Genomic DNA, 18,496 nt, shown 5'->3' on the forward strand with positions numbered 1-18,496 from the left:
CGAACCGACACCACCCACGCGATAACGGCGGTCGACCAGAACTCGGTCAACCGGCCGTTTAACACCAGTCACCTAGGGCTTGTGTCCAGGTCCTCGGCCGGCCAGGGGCTGTGAGACTCGACCCAACCGGCCTGGTCGCGTACCCCGATGCCCTAGAACGGCGTCGCGGCGGCCTCCGGCGGCGCGCCGCGCGCCCGGCGGGCGTCCGCGACCGCGACGCCGCCGAGCACGACCGTCCCGGCGGCGGTGGCGACCACCCCCGGCAGGAACAGCAGCGGTACGGCCGCCGCCGCGAGCACTCCGATGGCGATCCATCGTGACGGCGACACCCGCCCGAAGACCTCGTACTCGAAGCGGGCCCGGCCGGTCAGGAACAGCGCGGGTCCGCCGAGCACAATGACCACCCACGGCGCCGGGGCGTGGCCGAGCGGATGCTCGATCACCAGCTCGTAGCCGATCGCCGTCGCGGCCAGACCGATCACCATGATCAGGTGGGTGTCGGCCGCCGAGCGGCCGATGTTGGCCGGGTGGCGGGCCATCTGCACCGCCTCGCCCAGGATCTGCCCGGCGCGTTGCACGTAGATTCGCCACAGCATGATCGACGTGGCCACCGCGAACGCGAACGCCCACATGTGCCCCGACCCGTACGGGCCCTTGCTGTAGGCGAAACCAGCCACCAGGATCGTCTCGCCGAGCGCCACGAGGAAGAACTGCTGGTACCGCTCCGCCAGGTGCTCCCCGGCGATCTCCCACTTCGAGACCGTGGAGCGGCCCAGCCCCGGCACCGGCCAGCCGCACCGTGCGGCCAGGTACTCGGCCGACAGGGCCACCGACCAGAGCACGACCTGCGTGTTGGTGCCCAGCAGCGCCCCGCTGATCCAGAGCACCCCCGTGACGGCGAATATGACCGCCATGCGCACCTTCAGCCGGCGGTACGGGTGCGGCCCCAAGGCGATCGACAGGATCACCGGTCGGGTCACCTGCGCGATGACGTACGCCGTGGCGAACATGAGCGAGGTCTCGGAGAACGCCCGGGGGACCGCCACCCCCATCACCATGCTGCTCACGAGCGCCGTCAGGACGACGATCTGCAACGGCGCGCGGTACGGGTCGTAGCGGCTCGTCGTCCAGGCGGTGCCCTGCCACACCGCCCAGAGCGCCAGCAGCAACAGCAGCGTCTTGCCGCTGCCGGTGATCGCCGCCGCGGCGTGGTCGCGGGCCGGCTCCCGGCTCAGATCCTCGAACGCCCGCGCGGAGATCCGGGTGAGCGCGAAGACGTACACCAGGTCGAAGAAGAGTTCCAGGAACGTCGCCCGACCGGGCGTGGCCGCCGCCGGGACCGGCTCCAGGTGTCCTGCCGCCCTGGAAGCCATGGTTAGCGGCCTGCGCCGGTGCTCCGGTCCACCTCGCAGTGGTAACACCATTGCGGGCCGGTGCACGGCGAACCGGCGATTAGGCCCACTAAGGGGATCTTGCTCAGGGGCGCCGTCACCAGGCAGGATCGATCGGTGACGAATCGATGGGGCATGACGGTGCCGTTGGGCGGGGTTCCGCTGGCCGAGCACCAGGGGGTCTACGCGACCCTCGAGCGATCCGGGTTCACCGACGTGTGGTCGTCCGAGGTCGCCGGGACCGACGCGTTCACCCCGCTGGCCCTCGCCGCGGCGTGGCAGCCGCAGCTACGGCTGGGCACCGCGATCACCCCGGTCTTCACCCGTGGGCCCGGGCTGCTCGCGATGAGCGCGGCGGCGCTGGCCGAGGCGGCACCGGGCCGGTTCGCGCTCGGCATCGGCGCGTCCTCCCCGGTGCTGGTGCGGGACTGGAACGCGGCGCGGTTCGACGAGCCGTTCCGGCGTACCCGGGACGTGCTGCGTTTCCTGCGGGCCGCCCTGCGCGGTGAGACGGTGGACGAGGTCTACGACACCTTCACCGTGCGCCGGTTCACCCTCGAACGCCCGCCCACGGCGCCGCCGCCGATCCTGCTCGCCGCGCTGCGCCCGGGGATGCTCCGGCTGGCCGGCGCCGAGGCCGACGGGGTCATCCTCAACTGGCTCAGCGCCGACGACGTGCCGCGAACCCTGGCCGAGCTGGGCGAGCGCCGGGCCGGCTTCGAGGTCGCCGCGCGGATCTTCGTCTGCCCCACCGAGGACGCCGCGTACGCCCGTACCCTCGGCCGCCGGCTCATCACCAGCTACCTGACGGTCCCGGCGTACGCCGAGTTCCACCGCTGGCTCGGCCGCGACACAACGCTCGGGCCGATGTGGGAGGCGTGGGCGGCCGGCGACCGCCGCGCGGCCAGCGCGGCCGTGCCCGACGAGGTGGTCGACGCCCTGGTGCTGCACGGCTCACCCGAGCGGTGTCGGACCCAGGTGCGGCGCTACGCCGAAGCCGGCGTGGACGTGCCGATCCTCGCGCTGCTGCCCACCCCGGAGGTGACCGCCGGGGGTGTCGCCGCGCTGACGACCCTCATCGCCCAACTCGGCGCCGAGCCGGCGGGAGCGTCCGCGTGAACCTGACCGACCGGATCGTGGTCGTCACCGGAGGCGCCGGTGGCATCGGAGCGGCCCTCGCGCGCCGCTTCGCCGCCGAGGGCGCCGCCGCCGTGGTCGTCGCCGACCTGGACGCCGAGGCCGCGCGCGCCGTGGCCGAGGGCATCGGCCCGGTGGCGCACGCCGCCGCCGTCGACGTCACCGACGAGACCCAGGTACGGGCGCTCGTCGACGACACCGAACGGCGGTTCGGCCGCATCGACCTGTTCTGCGCCAACGCCGGGGTCACCACCGGCGGGGGAGTGGAGGTCGACGACGCGGGCTGGGACCGGGCGTGGCGGGTCAACGTGCTCGCCCACGTCTACTCGGCCCGTGCCGTGCTGCCCGGCATGCTCGCCCGCGGTGGCGGTCACCTGCTGCACACCTGCTCCGCGGCGGGGGTGCTGACCGCGGTGGGCGACGCCGCGTACACCGCCACGAAACACGCCTCGGTGGGCTTCGCCGAGTGGCTGGCCATCACCTACCGGGACCGGGGCATCCGGGTCAGCGCCCTCTGCCCGCAGGGGGTGGACACCCCGATGCTCGCCGACGGGATCGCCGAGGGGCACCTCGGCGCCCGGGTGATCACCGCCTCCGGCGCGGTGCTCACACCGGACCAGGTCGCCGACGCGGCGATCGCCGGGCTCGCCGAGGAGCGGTTCCTGATCCTGCCGCACCCGGAGGTCGCCGACTACGCCCGCCGCCGCGCCGAGGACCCCGACGGCTGGCAGGCCGGCATGCGCAAACTCATCCGCCGCCTGACCACCTGACCCGGCTCGGCCGTCTCATCCGGGCGGCTCCGTCAGCCGCTCCGTCCGAGTCCAACCGGACCAGCCGCGCTGGCGCATCAGGTCCCGCAGTCGCTCCGCGCGCTGGTCGGTCTCGTCAGCGAGCGCGTCCAGCAGGTCCGGCAGATCGCCCTGCATGCCGTCGTCGAGGACGTCGCCGGAACCGTAGGCCTCCTCGGCGAGGGCGGCCATGATGTCGGCGGCCTCCTCCAGCAGCGCGTCCCCGCCCGTGTCGCTCTCGAAGATCTCGGAGAGGACCCGATACAGCCGGACGACCCGCGGGTCGTCGAGCTGCGCGAGCTTCGAGGGCATCCACTCGACGACGAGATCGGGCCAGCGGGCCGCGACCAGGATCCACCCGTCCCGTTCGGCCTCCACCATCCGCGTCGACGCCCCGATCTCCCGCAGCCGATCGAGGTAGGCAACCACCTGCGGTGCGAGCGCGAGGCTGTCACCGGCCGTGAGCTGGGCTATCTGCTGACGGCTGGTCTCCAGTCGGGCGATCTCGTCGAGCAGGTGGTTGTCGATCCGCCGCACCGACTCGGCGAAGGTCGACGCGTCGGCTTCGAGCATCCGAGCGATCTGCGACAGCGGCACCCCGGCATTGGCGAGGGTACGGATCTTGATCAGCGACACCACCGCCCTGGCGCCGTACCGCCGGTAACCCGACGCGTCCCGTTCCGGCTCGGGCAAGAGCCCCACCTGGTGGTAGTGCCGCACCGCCCGCGTTGTCACGCCCGCGTACGCGGCCAGTTGACCGATCGTCAGCATGCTCTGATCCTGCCGCCCCTCGGTCCGAACCGTCTCAGGAGATCCGGCGACGGTAGGAGACGATGGCGAACACGTACGCCGCCACGAGGATGCCGACGCACCAGGCCAGGGCGACCCAGATGTCGGTGCCCACCGGCTGCTCGGTGAACAGACGCCGGATCGCGTTGACGATGGAGGTCACCGGCTGGTGCTCGGCGAACGCGCGGACCGGTCCCGGCATGGTGTCGGTGGGCACGAAGGCCGAGCTGACGAACGGCAGGAACACCAGTGGGTAGGAGAACGCGCTCGCGCCGTCCACGGACTTCGCGGTGAGGCCGGGGACCACGGCGATCCAGGTCAACGCCAGGGTGAACAGCAGCAGGATGCCGGCGACCGCGAGCCACGCCAGCACCCCGGCGCTCGAGCGGAAGCCCATGACGAGGGCGACGCCGACGACCACCACGACCGAGACCATGTTGGCGACCAGCGAGGTGAGCACGTGTGCCCACAGGACCGACGAGCGCGCGATCGGCATGGACTGGAAGCGCTCGAAGATGCCGCCCTTAAGGTCCAGGAAGAGCCGGTACGCCGTGTACGAGATGCCCGAGGCGATCGTGATGAGCAGGATGCCGGGTAGCAGGTAGTTCACGTAGGAGTCGGTTCCGGTCTCGATCGCGCCGCCGAAGACGTACACGAACAGCAGCAGGAACGCGATCGGCATGACGGCCGTGGTGATGATCGTGTCCGGGCTGCGGCCGATGTGCCGCAGCGAACGTCCCAGCAGGACGGCGGTGTCGCCGAGGAAATGCCTGTTCATCGGTGGTCCTTCGCGGCGGTCGTGCCGACGAGGGCGAGGAAGACGTCCTCCAGGGTCGGCTGCTTCTCGACGTACTCGATCTCGGCGGGCGGGAGGAGTCGTTTCAGCTCCTCGAGGGTGCCGTCGACGGCGATCCGGCCCTCGTGCAGGATCGCGATCCGGTCGGCGAGGTGCTCGGCCTCGTCGAGGTACTGGGTGGTGAGCAGGATGGTCGTGCCACCCTCGGCGAGCTCCTTGACCGCCTGCCACACCTCGATGCGCGCCTGCGGATCGAGGCCGGTGGTCGGCTCGTCGAGGAAGATGACCGGCGGGTTCCCGATGAGGCTCATCGCGATGTCCAGACGGCGGCGCATGCCACCGGAGTACGTCGACACCCTCCGGTTGGCCGCCTCGGTCAGCGAGAAACGGCGCAGCAGGTCGTCCGCGACCGCGCCGGTGTCCCGCAGGTGCCGCAGCCGGGCCACCAGCCTGAGGTTCTCCCGCCCGGTGAGGATCTCGTCGACCGCCGCGAACTGCCCGGTGAGGCTGATGGACCCGCGGACGTCGGCGGCCTGGGTCGTGACGTCGAAGCCGTTGACCCGGGCGGTGCCGGCGTCGGCCCGCAGCAGTGTCGCCAGGACCTTCACCATGGTGGTCTTGCCCGCCCCGTTCGAGCCGAGCAGCGCGAAGATGCTGCCCCGTGCGACGGTGAGGTCGACGCCGCGCAGCACGCGCAGATCCTGGTACGACTTCTCCAGCCCGTGCACCTGTATCGCCGGCTCCTGGAGCCCTGGCGTTGTTGACGTGATGGTCATGGCAGGCAGCATGAAGGGTTGACGCTGCGTCAAGGTCAAGCGGCGCCGACCGTCTCCTTCAGGCCAGCAGTCTTCGAGTTGATCAAGAGGTTCCCGTCAGAAAGACGTCCACCGATGACGCGAACCTCTTGATCAGCGCCGGAGCCGGCGGGCGCGGCGGAGGGGATCGGGGTGGACGGACCAGAACAGGCGACGCCACCAGGGACGGGCCGCCCGCAGCGTCGTCACGTAGGCGGTGGCCACCTCGGCAGCGCGGGCCGCCTGGTCGGCCGTCGCGGTGCCGGGGGCGAACCCCACCTGGTTGAGCAGCGTCGCCAGCTCGTCCACCGCCGGGTCGGCCGCCGCCTGCCCGTCGGGCCGCGCACCGTTCGCGCGCCGCTCCCGGGCGTCCGTGAGAGCCTGCCGGGCGCGTCCGGCCACCTCGGTGGCTGCCAGGTCGTCGCCGACCGGCCGACCGGCCAGCCGCAGCGCGTCGGTCACCTCCCGCCAGGCGCCCGCGACGCGTTGGCCGGGGTCACCCCGCACCAGCCGGCCGCGACTCAGGGAGCGGCGCATCGCCAGCAGGGTGAGCAGCAGCACCCCCACCACCAGCAGCAGCGACCCGCTGCCGCCAGCCACCAGTACCGGCGTGGACACACCACCGCGCGCCGGCGGCCCGTCACCAGCGGCCACCGGCTCCGGCGACGCGCTCGGCTCCGCGGTGGGCGCGGGCACCTCCGACGGCGGCGGATCCTCGGGCGTGGGGCGGAAGTCCTCCTCCACCGGCCGCGGCTCGTTCTCCGGGCGGGGCAGCGGGTCGAACGCCACCCAACCCAGCCCGTCGAACAGCACCTCCGGCCAGGCGTACGCGTCACCCGCCCGCACCGGCCCCTGACCACCGGAGGAGAAACCCACCACCACCCGCGTCGGTAGCCCGGAGAGCCGGCCGAGCACCGCGAACGCCGCCGCGAACTGCTCCGACGTGCCCCGCTGCCCGCCACCGTTGCGCGGTCCGAAGAGGAAGAAGGCCAGATTCGGGTACGCGTGCCCGCTCGGCGCGTCCGCCACCACCCGGTAGTGCTCGGCCAGGAACTGCTCGATCGCCGCCGCCCGCGCGTACGGGGCGCCGTTCTCCTCGGCGAGCTGGGTCGCCAGCCGGCGCAGCGGATCCGGCACACCGTCGGCGACCCGCAGCACCCGGGCCACCTCCTCGCCGGCGGGCACATTCGCGGTGGCGAGGAGGTTGTTGTCCGGGCGCTCCCGGACCGACGTCACCTCGTACCGCAGCCCCGGCGTGAGCCCCTCCGGCCGGATCAGCGTCCCCGTCGCCGGGTCGTACGCCACCCGCGCGCCGCTGACCTCGCGAGGCGTCGCCACGGCCGGGAGCAGCCGCCCCGTCAGCTCCGCCACGGTGATCTGCTGCCGGACGCTCTGCACCGTGCTGTCCCGGGCCGGCTCGCCGGCCGGCAGGATCCGCCCCGCGTTGCGGTACGTCGCGCCGACCCGCCAGGTGATCCCGTCGTAGTCACTGAGCACCGCCAGTCGGATCCGCACCCCGGCCGTCTTCGGGTCGTCCGCGTCGCCGGCCGGAGCGGTGGTGCCCGAGGTGTTCACGTCGAGGAGCTTCTGTTCCGGGTGCAGCGCCCACCCCGAGATCCGGATCAGTGGGTTCTCGTCGAGCGTCTCGACCTGCGGCGGCTCCACGTAGCGGCGCGGGTCGACCGGCCGCCCGTCGACCTGACCGGCGACCACCGGGCCGAGCAGCGCCATCAGCCCGATCACCAGGACGACGCCGAGCGCCGCCGACGCCGCCAGCCGAAGTCGCACGGCCGCCCGTACCCCGGGGGCGAGACCCGCCGCCGGGTCGCCGCCGGCCGGCGACGCGCCGCTCGGTGCGGCCAGCCCGACCGCCGCGACCGCGACGAACGCCACCGTCGCGCCGATCGCCGGTTCGGCGTTCGGGCCGACCACGTAGAGGGCCGCCGCGTAGAGCCCCGCCGCCGGCAGGTAGCCGAGCAACACCCGGCCGGTCCGCAACGCCACCTCCGCCCCGGCCAGACCGGCGAGCCAGGCCGCCACCACCGGCACCAGCACCGTGTCCGGGGTGGGCTCCACCGGGATCATCGCGGTGAGCAGGCGGGGAATGCCGTTGCGCGCCGCGTCCGCGCTCACCTCCAGCAGGCTGCCCGGCAGGTCGGCGCGGGCGGCGGCCAGGCGCAGCGACCACAGTGTCCACCCGGCCAACGCCGCCATCGACACCGGCGCCACCAGCCACGACGGCAGCCGCCGGGCGGCCACGCTGGCCAGCACCGAACCCACCGCCGCGCCGATCACCAGCCGGGTCAGCAGGTCGCCCGCGTACACCCGGCCGAGCACCACCCCGGCGAGCGCGATGAGCGCGATGAGCGCCAGTGGCACGACGGCCGCCCGCAGCGCGCGTCCCACCCGCCCCGCCGCGCTCGGGCCCTCCGCCGTCGCCTCCTGCGCCTCGCGCTGCGGCGCGATGCCCGTCACCACCGGCGTACCCCGTCCCACTCGGCGGCGAACTGCGCGCCGTCCACCGCGTCGACCACCACCAGGCCGCCCGTGCCCGCCGGCGTCGGCTCCGCCGCGCCGAACACCCCGACCACCACCGACGGGTACGCGCCGCGCAGCGCACCGACGTGCCCCAGTCCGTCCCGCCCACCGGGGCCGGTCAGGAAGATCAGCGTGTCGCCGAGCCGGTCCTGGCGCAGCCGGGTGGTGACGGCGCGCAGAGCGTCGTCCTCGTCGGACAACTCGGCGGCGGCCAGCCGGTCCAGCGGCCCCACCCCGGCCGGCCCGCCCTCGATCGTCTCCGGGCCGACCAGCAGCAACAGCACCGGCAGGTCCGCGCGGTGCGCGGCGGTGACGACCGACGCCGCCGCCTCGCACGTGGACTCGAACGACTCCGCCACCCCGCCCGTACGGTGCGGATGCGCGGCCGCCCGATTGTCCAGGAGGACGACCAGGCTGGGCAGGCTGGTGTCCACGTTCTCCCGCACCATCAGCTCGCCGACCCGGGCGCTCGTGCGCCAGTGCACCCGCCGCAGCTCGTCGCCGACCACGTACTCCCGTAGGGAGTCGAACGTGATCGACCCGTGCGGCACCCCGTCCACCCGACCGTCGAGGCTGCGCCCCGCACCGGTCGGCACCGCCGACAGCGGGTGGATCCGAGGGTGCACCCAGACCGGTGCCGTCTCCCCGTACGGTCGGGCGAGCGCCACCAGACCCAGCGGGTCCCGCCGGGTCACCCGCAGCGGACCGACCGCCACCACCCCCCGACGGTCGGTCGGCACGTCGTAGCGGACCTCGGTGTCCCGCCCGGGACGCAGGCGCAGCAGCGGCACCGGCACCGCGCGGCTCCCGCACCGGTCCTCGGCCAGCAGGTTCGCCGAGCGCAGCCGACCCGCGTTGCGGACCGTCAACGTCATGCTCGCCGGCTCGCCGCGCGCCACCCGGTCCGGGTCGGCCCGGCGCGCGACCACGAGCCGGGGCTGCCAGGCCGCCGTCAGCGCGGCGTAGCCGACGGCCGCGCCGGCCGCCGCGCCCAACAACGTCAACTCGGGGTACGCGAACCGGAAACCGATCCCCAGCAACACGACGGCGGCGACGAGCAGCCCGACCCCTCGGGCGGTGATCCCCATGGCGCTGCTGCCGGTCAGCCCTGCACCGGGGCCGGCTGCCCCGACGGCAGCGGCACCGGCACCGACGCGACGGCCTGACGCAGCACCTCCGCGGCGGTCACCCCGCGCACCTGCGCGTCCGGGGTCAGCAGCAGCCGGTGCGCGAACACCGGCTCGGCGAGCGCCTTGAGGTCCTCCGGCATGATCCAGCCCCGCCCGTCGATCAGCGCGTACGCGCACGCCGCCCGCGTCAACGCGATCCCACCCCGAGGGCTGACCCCGACGCGTACCTGCGGATGGGTGCGGGTCGCAGCGGCCAGCCGGACCGCGTACGCGTACAGCGGCTCGGCGATGTGCACCCGGCGCGCCATCCGGACCATCTCCCCGACGGTCGCCGTGTCGGTGATCGGGGTGAGCGCCTCGGGGGAGCGGACCGTCGCGCCGCGCAGCACCTCCACCTCGACCGCCTCGTCCGGGTAGCCGACGGACAGCTTCACGAGGAAACGGTCGAGCTGCGCCTCGGGCAGCCGGTACGTACCGTCCATCTCCACCGGGTTCTGGGTGGCGACCACCAGGAACGGCGCCGGCACCGGGTGTCGGACCCCGTCCACGGTGACGGTGTGCTCCTCCATCACCTCCAGCAGCGCCGACTGGGTCTTCGGCGACGCCCGGTTGATCTCGTCGGCGATCACGATGTTGGCGAACACCGGCCCCGGGTGGAACTCGAACTCCCTGCTCGCCTGGTTGAAGATCGTCACGCCGGACACGTCCGACGGGAGCAGGTCCGGGGTGAACTGGATGCGCCGCCACTGACCCTGCACCGTCGCCGCGATGGCCCGTGCCAGCGTCGTCTTACCGACCCCCGGCACGTCCTCCAGCAGCACGTGCCCCTGAGCGAACAGCGCCGTCAGCGCCAGCCGGACCACCTGCGGCTTGCCGAGCACCACCGCGTTGACGTTCTCGGCCAGCCGGGCGGCCAGGGCGGCGAAGCCCTGGACCTCCGGTTGGGTGAGCGGCTCGTGGGTGTTCACGGTCGGTGGTGCTCCTCGCCTGGTGGTTCAGCAGGTGGGCAGGACGTTGATGTTGTCGCCGCCTTCCAGGTTGAGCCAGGCCCAGGGGATGTAGTTCTTCCCCTCGTAGTTGACCTGCACCCACCAGGTGCTGCGCTTGTCCTTGTTGTAGATGTAGGCGTAGACCTCTTCGCCCGACTTCTTGCAGTAGGCCTGCAGCCGCGTGCCGTTTGCCACCCAGCCCGCCTGGCGGTCGTTGTCCTGCCGCGGGACCTCGAAGATCTCGTTGCCGTTGCGTTCGCCGGGGATTTCCCGCGTGCAGTAGCTCGCCTCCGGGCCTGAGGCGCCGTTGCGGCACGTCGCGATGCCGTACAGCGGCTGGGTCGTCTGGGCCCTCGTCGCGGTGTTCCTGCCGGCCGCGTTGGTCGCCGTCACCGTGAACGAGTACGCCGTGCCCGGCGTCAGACCCGTCATCGTGATGCTGGAACACGCCCCGGCCTTCGCCGGCTCACCTGACGTGCTCAGCGAGCAGGTGGCCCTACCACCGCCCGCGTCCACGGTGAACGTGACGGTCGCTCCCGTCGCCGTCGCCGACGAGCCGGTCACGGTCACCCGGGGCGCCGCGACCGTGCGGGCCGTGGCGGTGGCCTCCGGGCCCGGCCCGGCCTCGTTGACCGCCTTCACCTTCACCGTGACGTTCTGGCCGTTGCCCAGACCGGTCACGGTGGTGCGGGTCTCGGTCACCTCGCTGGTCTTGCCGCCGACGTCCACCTGGTACTTCGTCACCGGCCGGCCGTTCGCCTCAGCCGGCGACCACTGCACCGTGACCGCGCCCGGCTGGTCGGCGACCGTACCGGCCTGCAGGTCGAGCGGACGACCCGGCGCCGCGAACGGCACCACCGTGTTGCTGACCGGCGAGGCCGCCGAGCCGGCGCCCTTGTCGTTGACCGCCACGACGGTGAACGCGTACTGCGTCCCGTACTCCAGCTCACCGGCCGGAATCACCAGCTCGGTCTTGGTCGACTCGCCGGCCGGCGCGTTCGTCCCCGCCGACGTGGCCGTCACCGCGTACTTGGCGATCTTGTTGCCCTGGGCGTTCGCGGCCGGCCACTTCACCACCACCGTGCCGTCCGGCCGCTCCTGCGCCGTGATGCTGGCCGGCGGATCGGGCACCGCGGCGGTCGGAGTGACCGGGTTGCTGCTGCGCGGCGGGCCGTCACCCTTGGCGTTCACGGCGTGCACCGCGAACCGGTACGTCTCGCCGTTGGTCAACCCCTTCACCTCGACGGCGCGCTGGTTGGCACCCACCTCCAGGCGCTGACCGGCGCCCTGCACGACGTACTTGATGATCTCCGCGCCGTTCGCGGCGGCCGGCCGCCAACTCACCCGGGCCTGGGCGTTGCCGGCGGCGGCCGTGACGCTGCGCGGCGCGCTCGGCTTGCTCACCCGGGGCTTCTTCGGCGGAGGCGGCGGCGGGGGCGCCGGCGGCGGGTCACCGCCCAACACGTCGTTGGCGTACTTGTCGACCTCGCGCACCTGGTGCTTGTCGTCCACCACCCGAGCCGTCGCCGAGTCGGGCGAGTTGATGAACAGGTGGTTCTCCCGAACCTCCATCTCCAACGGTCCGGTCGCCTTGCCCTTGATGGTGTCGACCAACTGGCCGCCCACATCGAAGGAGTAGATGGTGCCGGTGGCCTCGTCGGCGCAGTAGAAGCGATCGGCCCACGCCACCGCCGGGCTCAGCCGGTCGCCGCTGCCCGGCACCGTGAACGTCCGTTCCTCGCCGACGTCACCCACCACCAGCACCCGCCGCTCGGCCGGCACCGTCACGGGCACCCGCGGCCCCGACGTGCGGGCCGGCAGCGCCGCGGGGCCGGGCAGCGTCAACGGCGTCGGGCGCACCTCGCCGCGCCGTACCCGCAGAAGCCGGCCAGCCGTCCGGTCCAGGACCGCCACCCCGTCGTCCAACGTGGAGACCACCAGATCGTGGCTGGGGTCGGCGACGTCGTACGTCTCGACCCGCTCCGGGCTGAGCCCTCCGCCGGCCGGCGCGGCCGAGGCCGGCGCGGACGGCAGCTTCGCGGCGGTGACCGCCGAGACCGTGCCCTCGCTGGGCACCGCGATCCAGAGCCGGCCCTCACCGTCGAACGCGCCGCCGGTGATGCCCGGCGGATAGCGCACCGGTTCACCGACCGGGCTCAACGAGCGGGGGTCGAGCTGCCGCACGATGCCCTGCACCGCGTCGACGACGAACGCCGCGTCCTCGTGCAGGGCCACGCTCACACCCAGGCCGGGCGTGGTCGGCGTGGTCGCCGTGAGCTGCAACGTGGCCAGGTCCAGTGAACTGATCTGCCCGGTCTGCAGGTCCCGCAGGATCAGCAGCCGGTCGGTCTGGGCGACCTGCATCGGGTGCCGACGGGCGCCCGGAATCTCGGTGCGGGTGTCCACCCGGGCCGTCACCCCGTTGACCCGGGCCAGCTCGCTGCGCACCCCGCTCCACAGCCAGGAACTCGCGTCGTAGTTGGCCACCGCGTTGTCCGCCGCGCCCAACCCCAGGACGGTCAGCCCCATGGCGGCCAGCAGCGCGGTGACCGTGCCCACCGTCACGAGCCCGCCTCGCAGTCGGGACCGGGAACGGGGGGCGTCGGTCCGCTCGGCGTCGTCGATGCTGGCCACAGCCGGCTGCCTTCCCTGAGTCGTGGCAGGTGGCGTACGCCTCGCGGCGACCCCTCCCCTGAGCCGGGTGCCATCATATGGCCCGGCCGGGAACGGGGGAACCCGCACCGTCACCCCTGTGGATACCGAGCGTGCGCGGCGGACGCCCGGCTCAGCTCCACAATCGTCAATCCGACGATGACCAGCTCTGTGGCGCGGTGCTCAGCTCGGTGGTGTCGACCGCTCACGATTCGTGCACACCTGACCCGAGGTGGCGAAGCTGTCGGTCGAGTAGACCGCCAGCACCGTGAAGCAGTAGTCCACCCGGGAGCTGAGCCCGTTCACCGTGTGGCGGGTCCGCCCCGGCTCCACTGTCGCCATCACGCCGAGCGCCGACCCGGCCCGCCCACCCGCGACCATGAACGGCACCGTGCCCCCGGACGGATCCGTCCAGCTCAGCGTGATCGTCACCGCGTCGTCGCTCAGCTTCAGGTCGCCGGGAGGGGGACCGGTCGTCGCCGGTGCCACCCTCACCGGTGTCCCGGACGGCGGCGGCGCGTCGTCACGGCTCAACACCACCGCGCCCAGGCCCGCGACCGCCACCAGGGCAACCCCGGCGGCCACCGCCGCGCCGATCACCGTCGCCCGGTTGCGGCCCGTCGAGCCAGTCCCATCGGTGTACGACGGCGCGTACGCCTCCTGCGGGTAGTACTGCCCCGGGTGCACCTCGTGGCTGGCCGGGACGTGCTGCGCCGGGTACCGCTGGCCGGCCGGGTACCGCTGGCCGGCCGGATACTGCTCGGTGGCCGGGTACTGCTCCGCGGCCGGGTAGGCGGGCGCGACCGGCGGGCCGTAGGGCGCGGCCAGGCCCGGCACCAGATCGTCCACCGGAGTCGACGCCGAGCCGCCATACCCGCCGGCGATGTGCGCCGGGCCGCCATGTCCACCCGGGACGGGTGCCGGTCCGCTGTGCTCGTTCGGGATCGGGGCGACAGGCGTCGTCGGGGCCGGTTCGAGGTTCGGTGCCCAGTCGGGTGGGGTCGCCAAATCTTCGGCGTCGGGCCTGCCCAGACGGGGGGTCGACGGCCCGACGGCCGGGAACACCTCCGTCGACGCGGACGCGAGACCTGACGCTTCGCCGGGTCCGGCCGACAGCGCTTCCGTGCCTCTGTCGCCCGGTCCAGGCCGCTCGGGCACGCCCGCCTGGCCGTCCCCGGTGCCCGGTGAGCCCGGCGTGCCCTCAGCGACCGCTGTGGGCCGGACGTCCGCCGACCCAGGGGCATCAGCACTTGACGCGGGTAGCGGTTGCGGAGGCGCGCTGCTGCTCCACGGCGGCGCGGTCAGTCCCCATGGGGGTGCGCTCACCGGAGGCGCCGACACCGGCTGGCTCTGCCCAGGTGGTGCCGGAACGGGAAAACCAGGTGGCCCGGACACCGGGAACGCCCGGGCGGGCGGGCCGGACACAGGGTGCGGCGGTGCGGACGTCGGGAACGCCTGGGCCGGGGGACCGGACACGGAGTACGGCGGTGCGGACGTCGGGAACATCCGGGCCGGGGGGCCGGACACGGGGTACGGCGGTGCGGACGTCGGGAACGCCTGGGCCGGCGGACCGGACACGGGATAGGCGTGGCCGGGTGGTCCGGACATCGGGTTGGCGGGCGGCCCGACTACCGGTTGGGGTCGGGCGGGCGGCCCGGAGACCGGTTGGTCGTACCCGGGCGGAGCGGACACCGGACGGCCGGGTGGCGCGGCCGGTCCAGAGGCCGGCGCCGAGGGCAGGGGCGGCCCGGGGACCGGCAGCGGTGGTGCGGCGGGACCTGCTGCCGTGACGGCCGCGCCACTCGGCCCTGCCGCCGCGAGCCGAGCCGCCTCCTCGGCCAGCAGGGGCTCGATCTGCCGTACCTGAATCGTGGGGTCATCCCACCGCGGCGCTGGCGGATGGCTGGTGTGCGGACCGGCGGAGGTCGGCGCCGTGGGCCGCTGCGCGGTGGCGGGCGGTCCGGCCATGGGCGGTGTCTGCGGCCGGCCGGACACCGGGCGGATCGACGCGTCGGTCGTGCGCTGGCGCGGCGGCGCGGGTGGAGGCTGCTGCCGCAGGTGCGGCGTGGGCTGGGCGGCTACCCCAGGTGGTGGGCCGGCCACTGGCCGGGGTGCGACCGCCTGCTGCTCGACCCGCTGGCGGGGCGGCATCGGCGGTGCGGCCGGCACCACCGGGGGGACGGCCGCCGCGGGCCGCGTCGGACCGGCAGCGGGCGGGGAAGGCTGCGGGGCCCAGGGCGACGCGGGCGCTGGCGGACCGTCCGTTGTCGGGCGCATCGCGGCCAGGGTCGCCAGAGACAGCGTCGGGCCGGAGAGCGCCGCCCGGGCCCCGGAGTCGGTCGAGGTGCCGGTGGCGGAGGTCGGCGGCCCGACGTACGTCTGCTGCGCGGCAGGGCTGCCCTCGCCGAGGTAGTCGCGGGCGGCGCGTACGACCGGGTGGTTCTCCCCGAGCGCAACCGGCCCGGCGCTGGCGACCCTGGTGTAGTTGCGGCGGGCCTCGTGCCTGTTACCCAACTCCTCGGCGACCTCCGCCAACTCGAAGGCGAGCGCGAGCATCGTCGGTTCGGAATGGTCCCAGCGCCGCTCGCCCGCCGCGAAGGCCTCCTCGAGCACCCGGCGGGCGGCGAGCGGATCGTCGGCCTCGCGGTGCAGGCGGGCCAACAGGTGAGCGGTGTGCAACGTCTCGGGATGGTCCTCGCCGTACGGCGGACGGGCGGACCCGACGGCGTCCGCGAGCAACGTCCGGGCGGCGTCGTGGTCGCCCGCCGCGCGCAGCGCGAGGGCCCGTTGCTGTACGGCGGCCAGGGGAGAGGGATGGGACACAGGGCAATGCTGCCGTCACCGGGCCGTCGACGCTACCCGGCCCTGCGCTCGAGCCGACTCTGGTGACCCTGAGCGGCGGTGTGAGCGGTGGCGGGAGGGTGATGTGCATGATCCACGGCTGCCGTGTACAGTAACTCCCCGTGCGGCCCGCTGGGCCGATCTTCGGATGCAAGATCATCTGGGTCGGCAGGGTAGGCTGAACGAGCAAGTCCGGGTGGCGGAATGGCAGACGCGCTAGCTTGAGGTGCTAGTGCCCGTATAGGGCGTGGGGGTTCAAGTCCCCCCTCGGACACCAAATATCGTGGAAAATCACGATAAATAGGACACAATGATTGTCCTATTTGGTCTAAGTTAGACCCGAATGTTGCAAATATTGGAAGCGGCTGTCTGGCTGTGATTGGCCGTATCTGTCCAATTCGGTGACAGGAAATGGGCGTCTCTTCTTCGCGTAGACGTCGCAGATCGACGGCGGTGGCCACGCCGGGTCTGCGCCTCAGCGTCGGTACGGGTCGATGATCTCCTTCGGGCGCAGCGCGAGGGCTGCGAGGTCGCGCAGTATCGGCGAGGTGAGGTAGAACCTGCCTCGGGTTTCGCCGTGCTGTTCGAGCATGCCTGCCCGGACGAGGGCGCGAAGGTCACGGGTTGCTTGGTCGTCGGTGAGGCTCTCATCGCGCTGATAGACAGTGCGGCGCACTCGACCGCCGCTTGCGGCCAGGTAGAGGGCGCTGACCACCCGCTCGGGTAGCCCTGCGCGTCGGACCCAGGTGTCGAGCAGTTCCCAGAGCTGCGCGGCTTGGTCGAGGCGTTGCCGGACCAGTTGGGCTTGTTGGTGATGAGCGCTGAGGCAGAATCGGATCCACCTGCTGGTGTCGTTGTCAGGCTGCCAGGTCGGACCGCCCACCTCGCCGAGCGCGTCGTAGTAGGCGTAGGTGTTCCGACCGACGCCGAGCCACTCCTCGATGGAGGAGAATTCCGGGGCGAGGACACCGTCGCGGGCGAGCACGAGGGTGTGGAGGCAGCGCGACATCCGACCATTCCCGTCCCGCCAGGGGTGGATCTTGACCAGGTTCAGGTGAGCCATGGAGGCCCGCACGAGCAGTGGGGTCTCCGGTTCACCGTCGGCCAGCCAGTCGATCAGCTCGGAGATCAGCGACGGAATGTCGTCGGCGTCTGGCCCGGTGTAGACGCGTCGGCCGGTGTGCGCCTCGTCGATGTGGATGTCTCCCGGACGGAAGCGACCCGGCCACTTACCGAGCTCATGCCGGAGCATCATGAAATGCAGTGCATTGAGCAGCATGTGCTGCCAGGCGAACTCGCGTGAGCGGGCGAGTTGTTGCACGTAGGTCAGGGCGTCCCGGTAACCGGTGATGACGTCCCAGGTTTGCGGGTTCGTCTCTACCGGTTCGTCGCCGGCGACTGCCGCGGCGGCGTCTTCCAGGGACACCTGGTAGCCCTCGATCGAATTCGAGCCCTGGATGGCGTGAGCGATCAGAGTTCGTCGGAGTTGCCCTGTCCAGCGGTGCGGCTCAGCGATCTGATACCGCAGGTTGTCCCGCATCGTGTCCAGTTCGCCAAGCACGCGCTTGTCGTCCTCGGCGAGCGCAGGGGTCCGATAAAGCATGCGCTAATCATACAATGTCTTCCGCCGAATCCCAGATTAATTTCAGCATTACACGGTAGGGGGCGTCAGGCCGCTCCTGACGCGTCGTGCCCCATCGCGTACCGCACTGGATGAGGTTGTTCGGTCATGACACCACTTATCCGACCGCAGGAACACCTCGTCGGTCCACTCGTACCCGCTGTCCTGCCCGCGCGTCCCCGCTCAGGTGCGATGCCGATGGCCGCTCTACCTGCCCGAGTCTGCCCACCGCCGACCACCGACGCCAGCCTGGTGCTGGGGATGGCTCTTCCAGCACGCTGTGGCCGGGTGAGCGCGCAGCACCTCCTGCGCGCGCTGGGCTGGCCCCCGCCTCACCGCCTCGACATTCAGCCGCGCGACGGCATGCTCGTCATCCGCTCGGCTAGCGACGGCCTCCACCAGGTGGGCAGCCGGGGGGACCTACCCTTGCCGGCGAATGCCCGGCACATGTGCCGCATCGAGCCCGGCCAACCCGTGCTGCTCGCCGCCATCGTGGCGCACGACCTGCTCGTCGTGCATCCCGTCAGCACCGTCGTACGCCTGCTCGCCGACCTGCACACGCACCTGACGGGAGCCGACAATGAACACTGACCCCGCCGCCATCGCTGCCGCTCGACAAGTTCTGGCTCACCTGGGCGTCACGGTGACCGATCTGCAGTCGCATCCCGCGACGCCGTCCGTTCTGCCGACCATCGCCGAGTACCTACCCCGTGTCGTCGCCGCTGCCGGGCCCGGAGCACGCCGCACCTACGGCACCTACGGGGACCGAATGGCCGCCGCGTGGCCCGATCGGCCCTTGGACACCATCACTGCCAGTGACTTTGAGGCTCTGAACAGGCGATGATTGCCATTGCCGTGTCGCGGCGCAACAGCCGCAACGGCCGGCACGCCGGCGAACACCTCATCGCCGCCGCCCGCGCCTTCTACCGACGTGCCATCGCCGACGGGCTGATCGGTAGTTGTCAAGTCAAACTGAGACGGTCTGTTCCTGCTGGGTTGGCTGGTTGATCCAGGCATGGTCGGGCAGCCT

14 protein-coding genes and 1 tRNA gene are annotated in these 18,496 nt (G+C 72.6%); 5 read left to right on the forward strand and 10 right to left on the reverse strand.

Features of this window, described 5'->3' with window-relative positions; translation table 11 throughout:
• Positions 1-152 precede the first annotated feature (152 nt).
• A complete protein-coding gene (locus ACLQ25_RS30710; protein ID WP_425734232.1) occupies positions 153-1,373 on the reverse strand; it encodes a low temperature requirement protein A in 1,221 nt (406 codons plus the stop codon).
• Between the two features lie 153 nt (positions 1,374-1,526).
• Between ACLQ25_RS30710 and ACLQ25_RS30715 the strand changes: the two genes are divergently transcribed.
• Together ACLQ25_RS30715 and ACLQ25_RS30720 are read left to right on the forward strand one after the other, a co-directional pair.
• A complete protein-coding gene (locus ACLQ25_RS30715; RefSeq protein WP_425734245.1) occupies positions 1,527-2,510 on the forward strand; it encodes an LLM class F420-dependent oxidoreductase in 984 nt (327 codons plus the stop codon).
• Positions 2,507-3,298, forward strand: a complete 792-nt coding sequence (locus ACLQ25_RS30720) for an SDR family oxidoreductase (RefSeq protein ID WP_425734233.1) — start codon at positions 2,507-2,509, stop codon at positions 3,296-3,298. Before ACLQ25_RS30715 ends, ACLQ25_RS30720 begins: the two co-directional genes overlap by 4 nt.
• Positions 3,299-3,313: 15 nt before the next feature.
• Here the strand turns inward: ACLQ25_RS30720 and ACLQ25_RS30725 are convergent, their stop codons facing one another.
• The 8 genes from ACLQ25_RS30725 to ACLQ25_RS30760 form a co-directional block, all read right to left on the reverse strand.
• A complete protein-coding gene (locus ACLQ25_RS30725; protein WP_425734234.1) occupies positions 3,314-4,087 on the reverse strand; it encodes a MerR family transcriptional regulator in 774 nt (257 codons plus the stop codon).
• Between the two features lie 34 nt (positions 4,088-4,121).
• Positions 4,122-4,883, reverse strand: a complete 762-nt coding sequence (locus ACLQ25_RS30730; RefSeq protein WP_425734235.1) for an ABC transporter permease — start codon at positions 4,881-4,883, stop codon at positions 4,122-4,124.
• Positions 4,880-5,677, reverse strand: coding sequence for an ABC transporter ATP-binding protein (locus tag ACLQ25_RS30735; RefSeq protein WP_425734236.1), 798 nt, complete (start codon positions 5,675-5,677; stop codon positions 4,880-4,882). The genes ACLQ25_RS30730 and ACLQ25_RS30735 overlap by 4 nt, the downstream gene beginning before the upstream one ends.
• A 132-nt stretch (positions 5,678-5,809) precedes the next feature.
• Complete coding sequence (locus ACLQ25_RS30740) at positions 5,810-8,191, reverse strand: transglutaminaseTgpA domain-containing protein (protein WP_425734237.1); 2,382 nt, start codon at positions 8,189-8,191, stop codon at positions 5,810-5,812.
• Positions 8,167-9,321 (reverse strand): DUF58 domain-containing protein, encoded by a 1,155-nt coding sequence (locus tag ACLQ25_RS30745; protein WP_425734238.1) that lies wholly within the window; start codon positions 9,319-9,321, stop codon positions 8,167-8,169. The genes ACLQ25_RS30740 and ACLQ25_RS30745 overlap by 25 nt, the downstream gene beginning before the upstream one ends.
• Before the next feature lie 14 nt (positions 9,322-9,335).
• Positions 9,336-10,331: an AAA family ATPase gene (locus ACLQ25_RS30750; RefSeq protein WP_425734239.1), complete on the reverse strand. Its 996-nt coding sequence runs from the start codon at positions 10,329-10,331 to the stop codon at positions 9,336-9,338.
• A 27-nt stretch (positions 10,332-10,358) separates the two neighbouring features.
• Positions 10,359-12,986 carry a fibronectin type III domain-containing protein gene (locus ACLQ25_RS30755; protein ID WP_425734240.1) on the reverse strand — a complete coding sequence of 876 codons (2,628 nt, stop codon included), beginning with the start codon at positions 12,984-12,986 and terminating at the stop codon, positions 10,359-10,361.
• A gap of 201 nt (positions 12,987-13,187) precedes the next feature.
• Positions 13,188-15,827 carry a tetratricopeptide repeat protein gene (locus ACLQ25_RS30760; protein WP_425734241.1) on the reverse strand — a complete coding sequence of 880 codons (2,640 nt, stop codon included), beginning with the start codon at positions 15,825-15,827 and terminating at the stop codon, positions 13,188-13,190.
• 208 nt (positions 15,828-16,035) lie between these two features.
• Between ACLQ25_RS30760 and ACLQ25_RS30765 the strand changes: the two genes are divergently transcribed.
• Positions 16,036-16,122 (forward strand) — tRNA-Leu (locus tag ACLQ25_RS30765).
• Positions 16,123-16,320: 198 nt separating this feature from the next.
• Here the strand turns inward: ACLQ25_RS30765 and ACLQ25_RS30770 are convergent.
• The gene (locus ACLQ25_RS30770; protein WP_425734242.1) at positions 16,321-17,448 is read right to left on the reverse strand and encodes a Fic family protein; all 1,128 of its coding nucleotides are present in this window, start codon (positions 17,446-17,448) and stop codon (positions 16,321-16,323) included.
• Positions 17,449-17,664: 216 nt separating this feature from the next.
• On the opposite strand from ACLQ25_RS30770, the gene ACLQ25_RS30775 reads away from it, so the two are divergent.
• Together ACLQ25_RS30775 and ACLQ25_RS30780 are read left to right on the forward strand one after the other, a co-directional pair.
• Positions 17,665-18,057 carry a hypothetical protein gene (locus ACLQ25_RS30775; protein WP_425734243.1) on the forward strand — a complete coding sequence of 131 codons (393 nt, stop codon included), beginning with the start codon at positions 17,665-17,667 and terminating at the stop codon, positions 18,055-18,057.
• Positions 18,047-18,310: a hypothetical protein gene (locus ACLQ25_RS30780; protein WP_425734244.1), complete on the forward strand. Its 264-nt coding sequence runs from the start codon at positions 18,047-18,049 to the stop codon at positions 18,308-18,310. The genes ACLQ25_RS30775 and ACLQ25_RS30780 overlap by 11 nt, the downstream gene beginning before the upstream one ends.
• Positions 18,311-18,496: the final 186 nt, after the last annotated feature.

Origin of the sequence: Micromonospora sp. DT44 (genome assembly GCF_049841635.1) — a bacterium.
Taxonomy (GTDB): Bacteria; Actinomycetota; Actinomycetes; order Mycobacteriales; family Micromonosporaceae; genus Micromonospora.

Excerpts from the sequence above, each read along its gene's own strand:
- ACLQ25_RS30710 (WP_425734232.1), bottom strand. The coding sequence starts at position 1,373 with ATGGCTTCCAGGGCGGCAGGACACCTGGAGCCGGTCCCGGCGGCGGCC.
- ACLQ25_RS30715 (WP_425734245.1), top strand. The coding sequence starts at position 1,527 with ATGACGGTGCCGTTGGGCGGGGTTCCGCTGGCCGAGCACCAGGGGGTC.
- ACLQ25_RS30725 (WP_425734234.1), bottom strand. The coding sequence starts at position 4,087 with ATGCTGACGATCGGTCAACTGGCCGCGTACGCGGGCGTGACAACGCGG.
- ACLQ25_RS30730 (WP_425734235.1), bottom strand. The coding sequence starts at position 4,883 with ATGAACAGGCATTTCCTCGGCGACACCGCCGTCCTGCTGGGACGTTCG.
- ACLQ25_RS30735 (WP_425734236.1), bottom strand. The coding sequence starts at position 5,677 with ATGACCATCACGTCAACAACGCCAGGGCTCCAGGAGCCGGCGATACAG.
- ACLQ25_RS30745 (WP_425734238.1), bottom strand. The coding sequence starts at position 9,321 with ATGGGGATCACCGCCCGAGGGGTCGGGCTGCTCGTCGCCGCCGTCGTG.
- ACLQ25_RS30770 (WP_425734242.1), bottom strand. The coding sequence starts at position 17,448 with ATGCTTTATCGGACCCCTGCGCTCGCCGAGGACGACAAGCGCGTGCTT.
- ACLQ25_RS30775 (WP_425734243.1), top strand. The coding sequence starts at position 17,665 with ATGGCCGCTCTACCTGCCCGAGTCTGCCCACCGCCGACCACCGACGCC.
- ACLQ25_RS30780 (WP_425734244.1), top strand. The coding sequence starts at position 18,047 with ATGAACACTGACCCCGCCGCCATCGCTGCCGCTCGACAAGTTCTGGCT.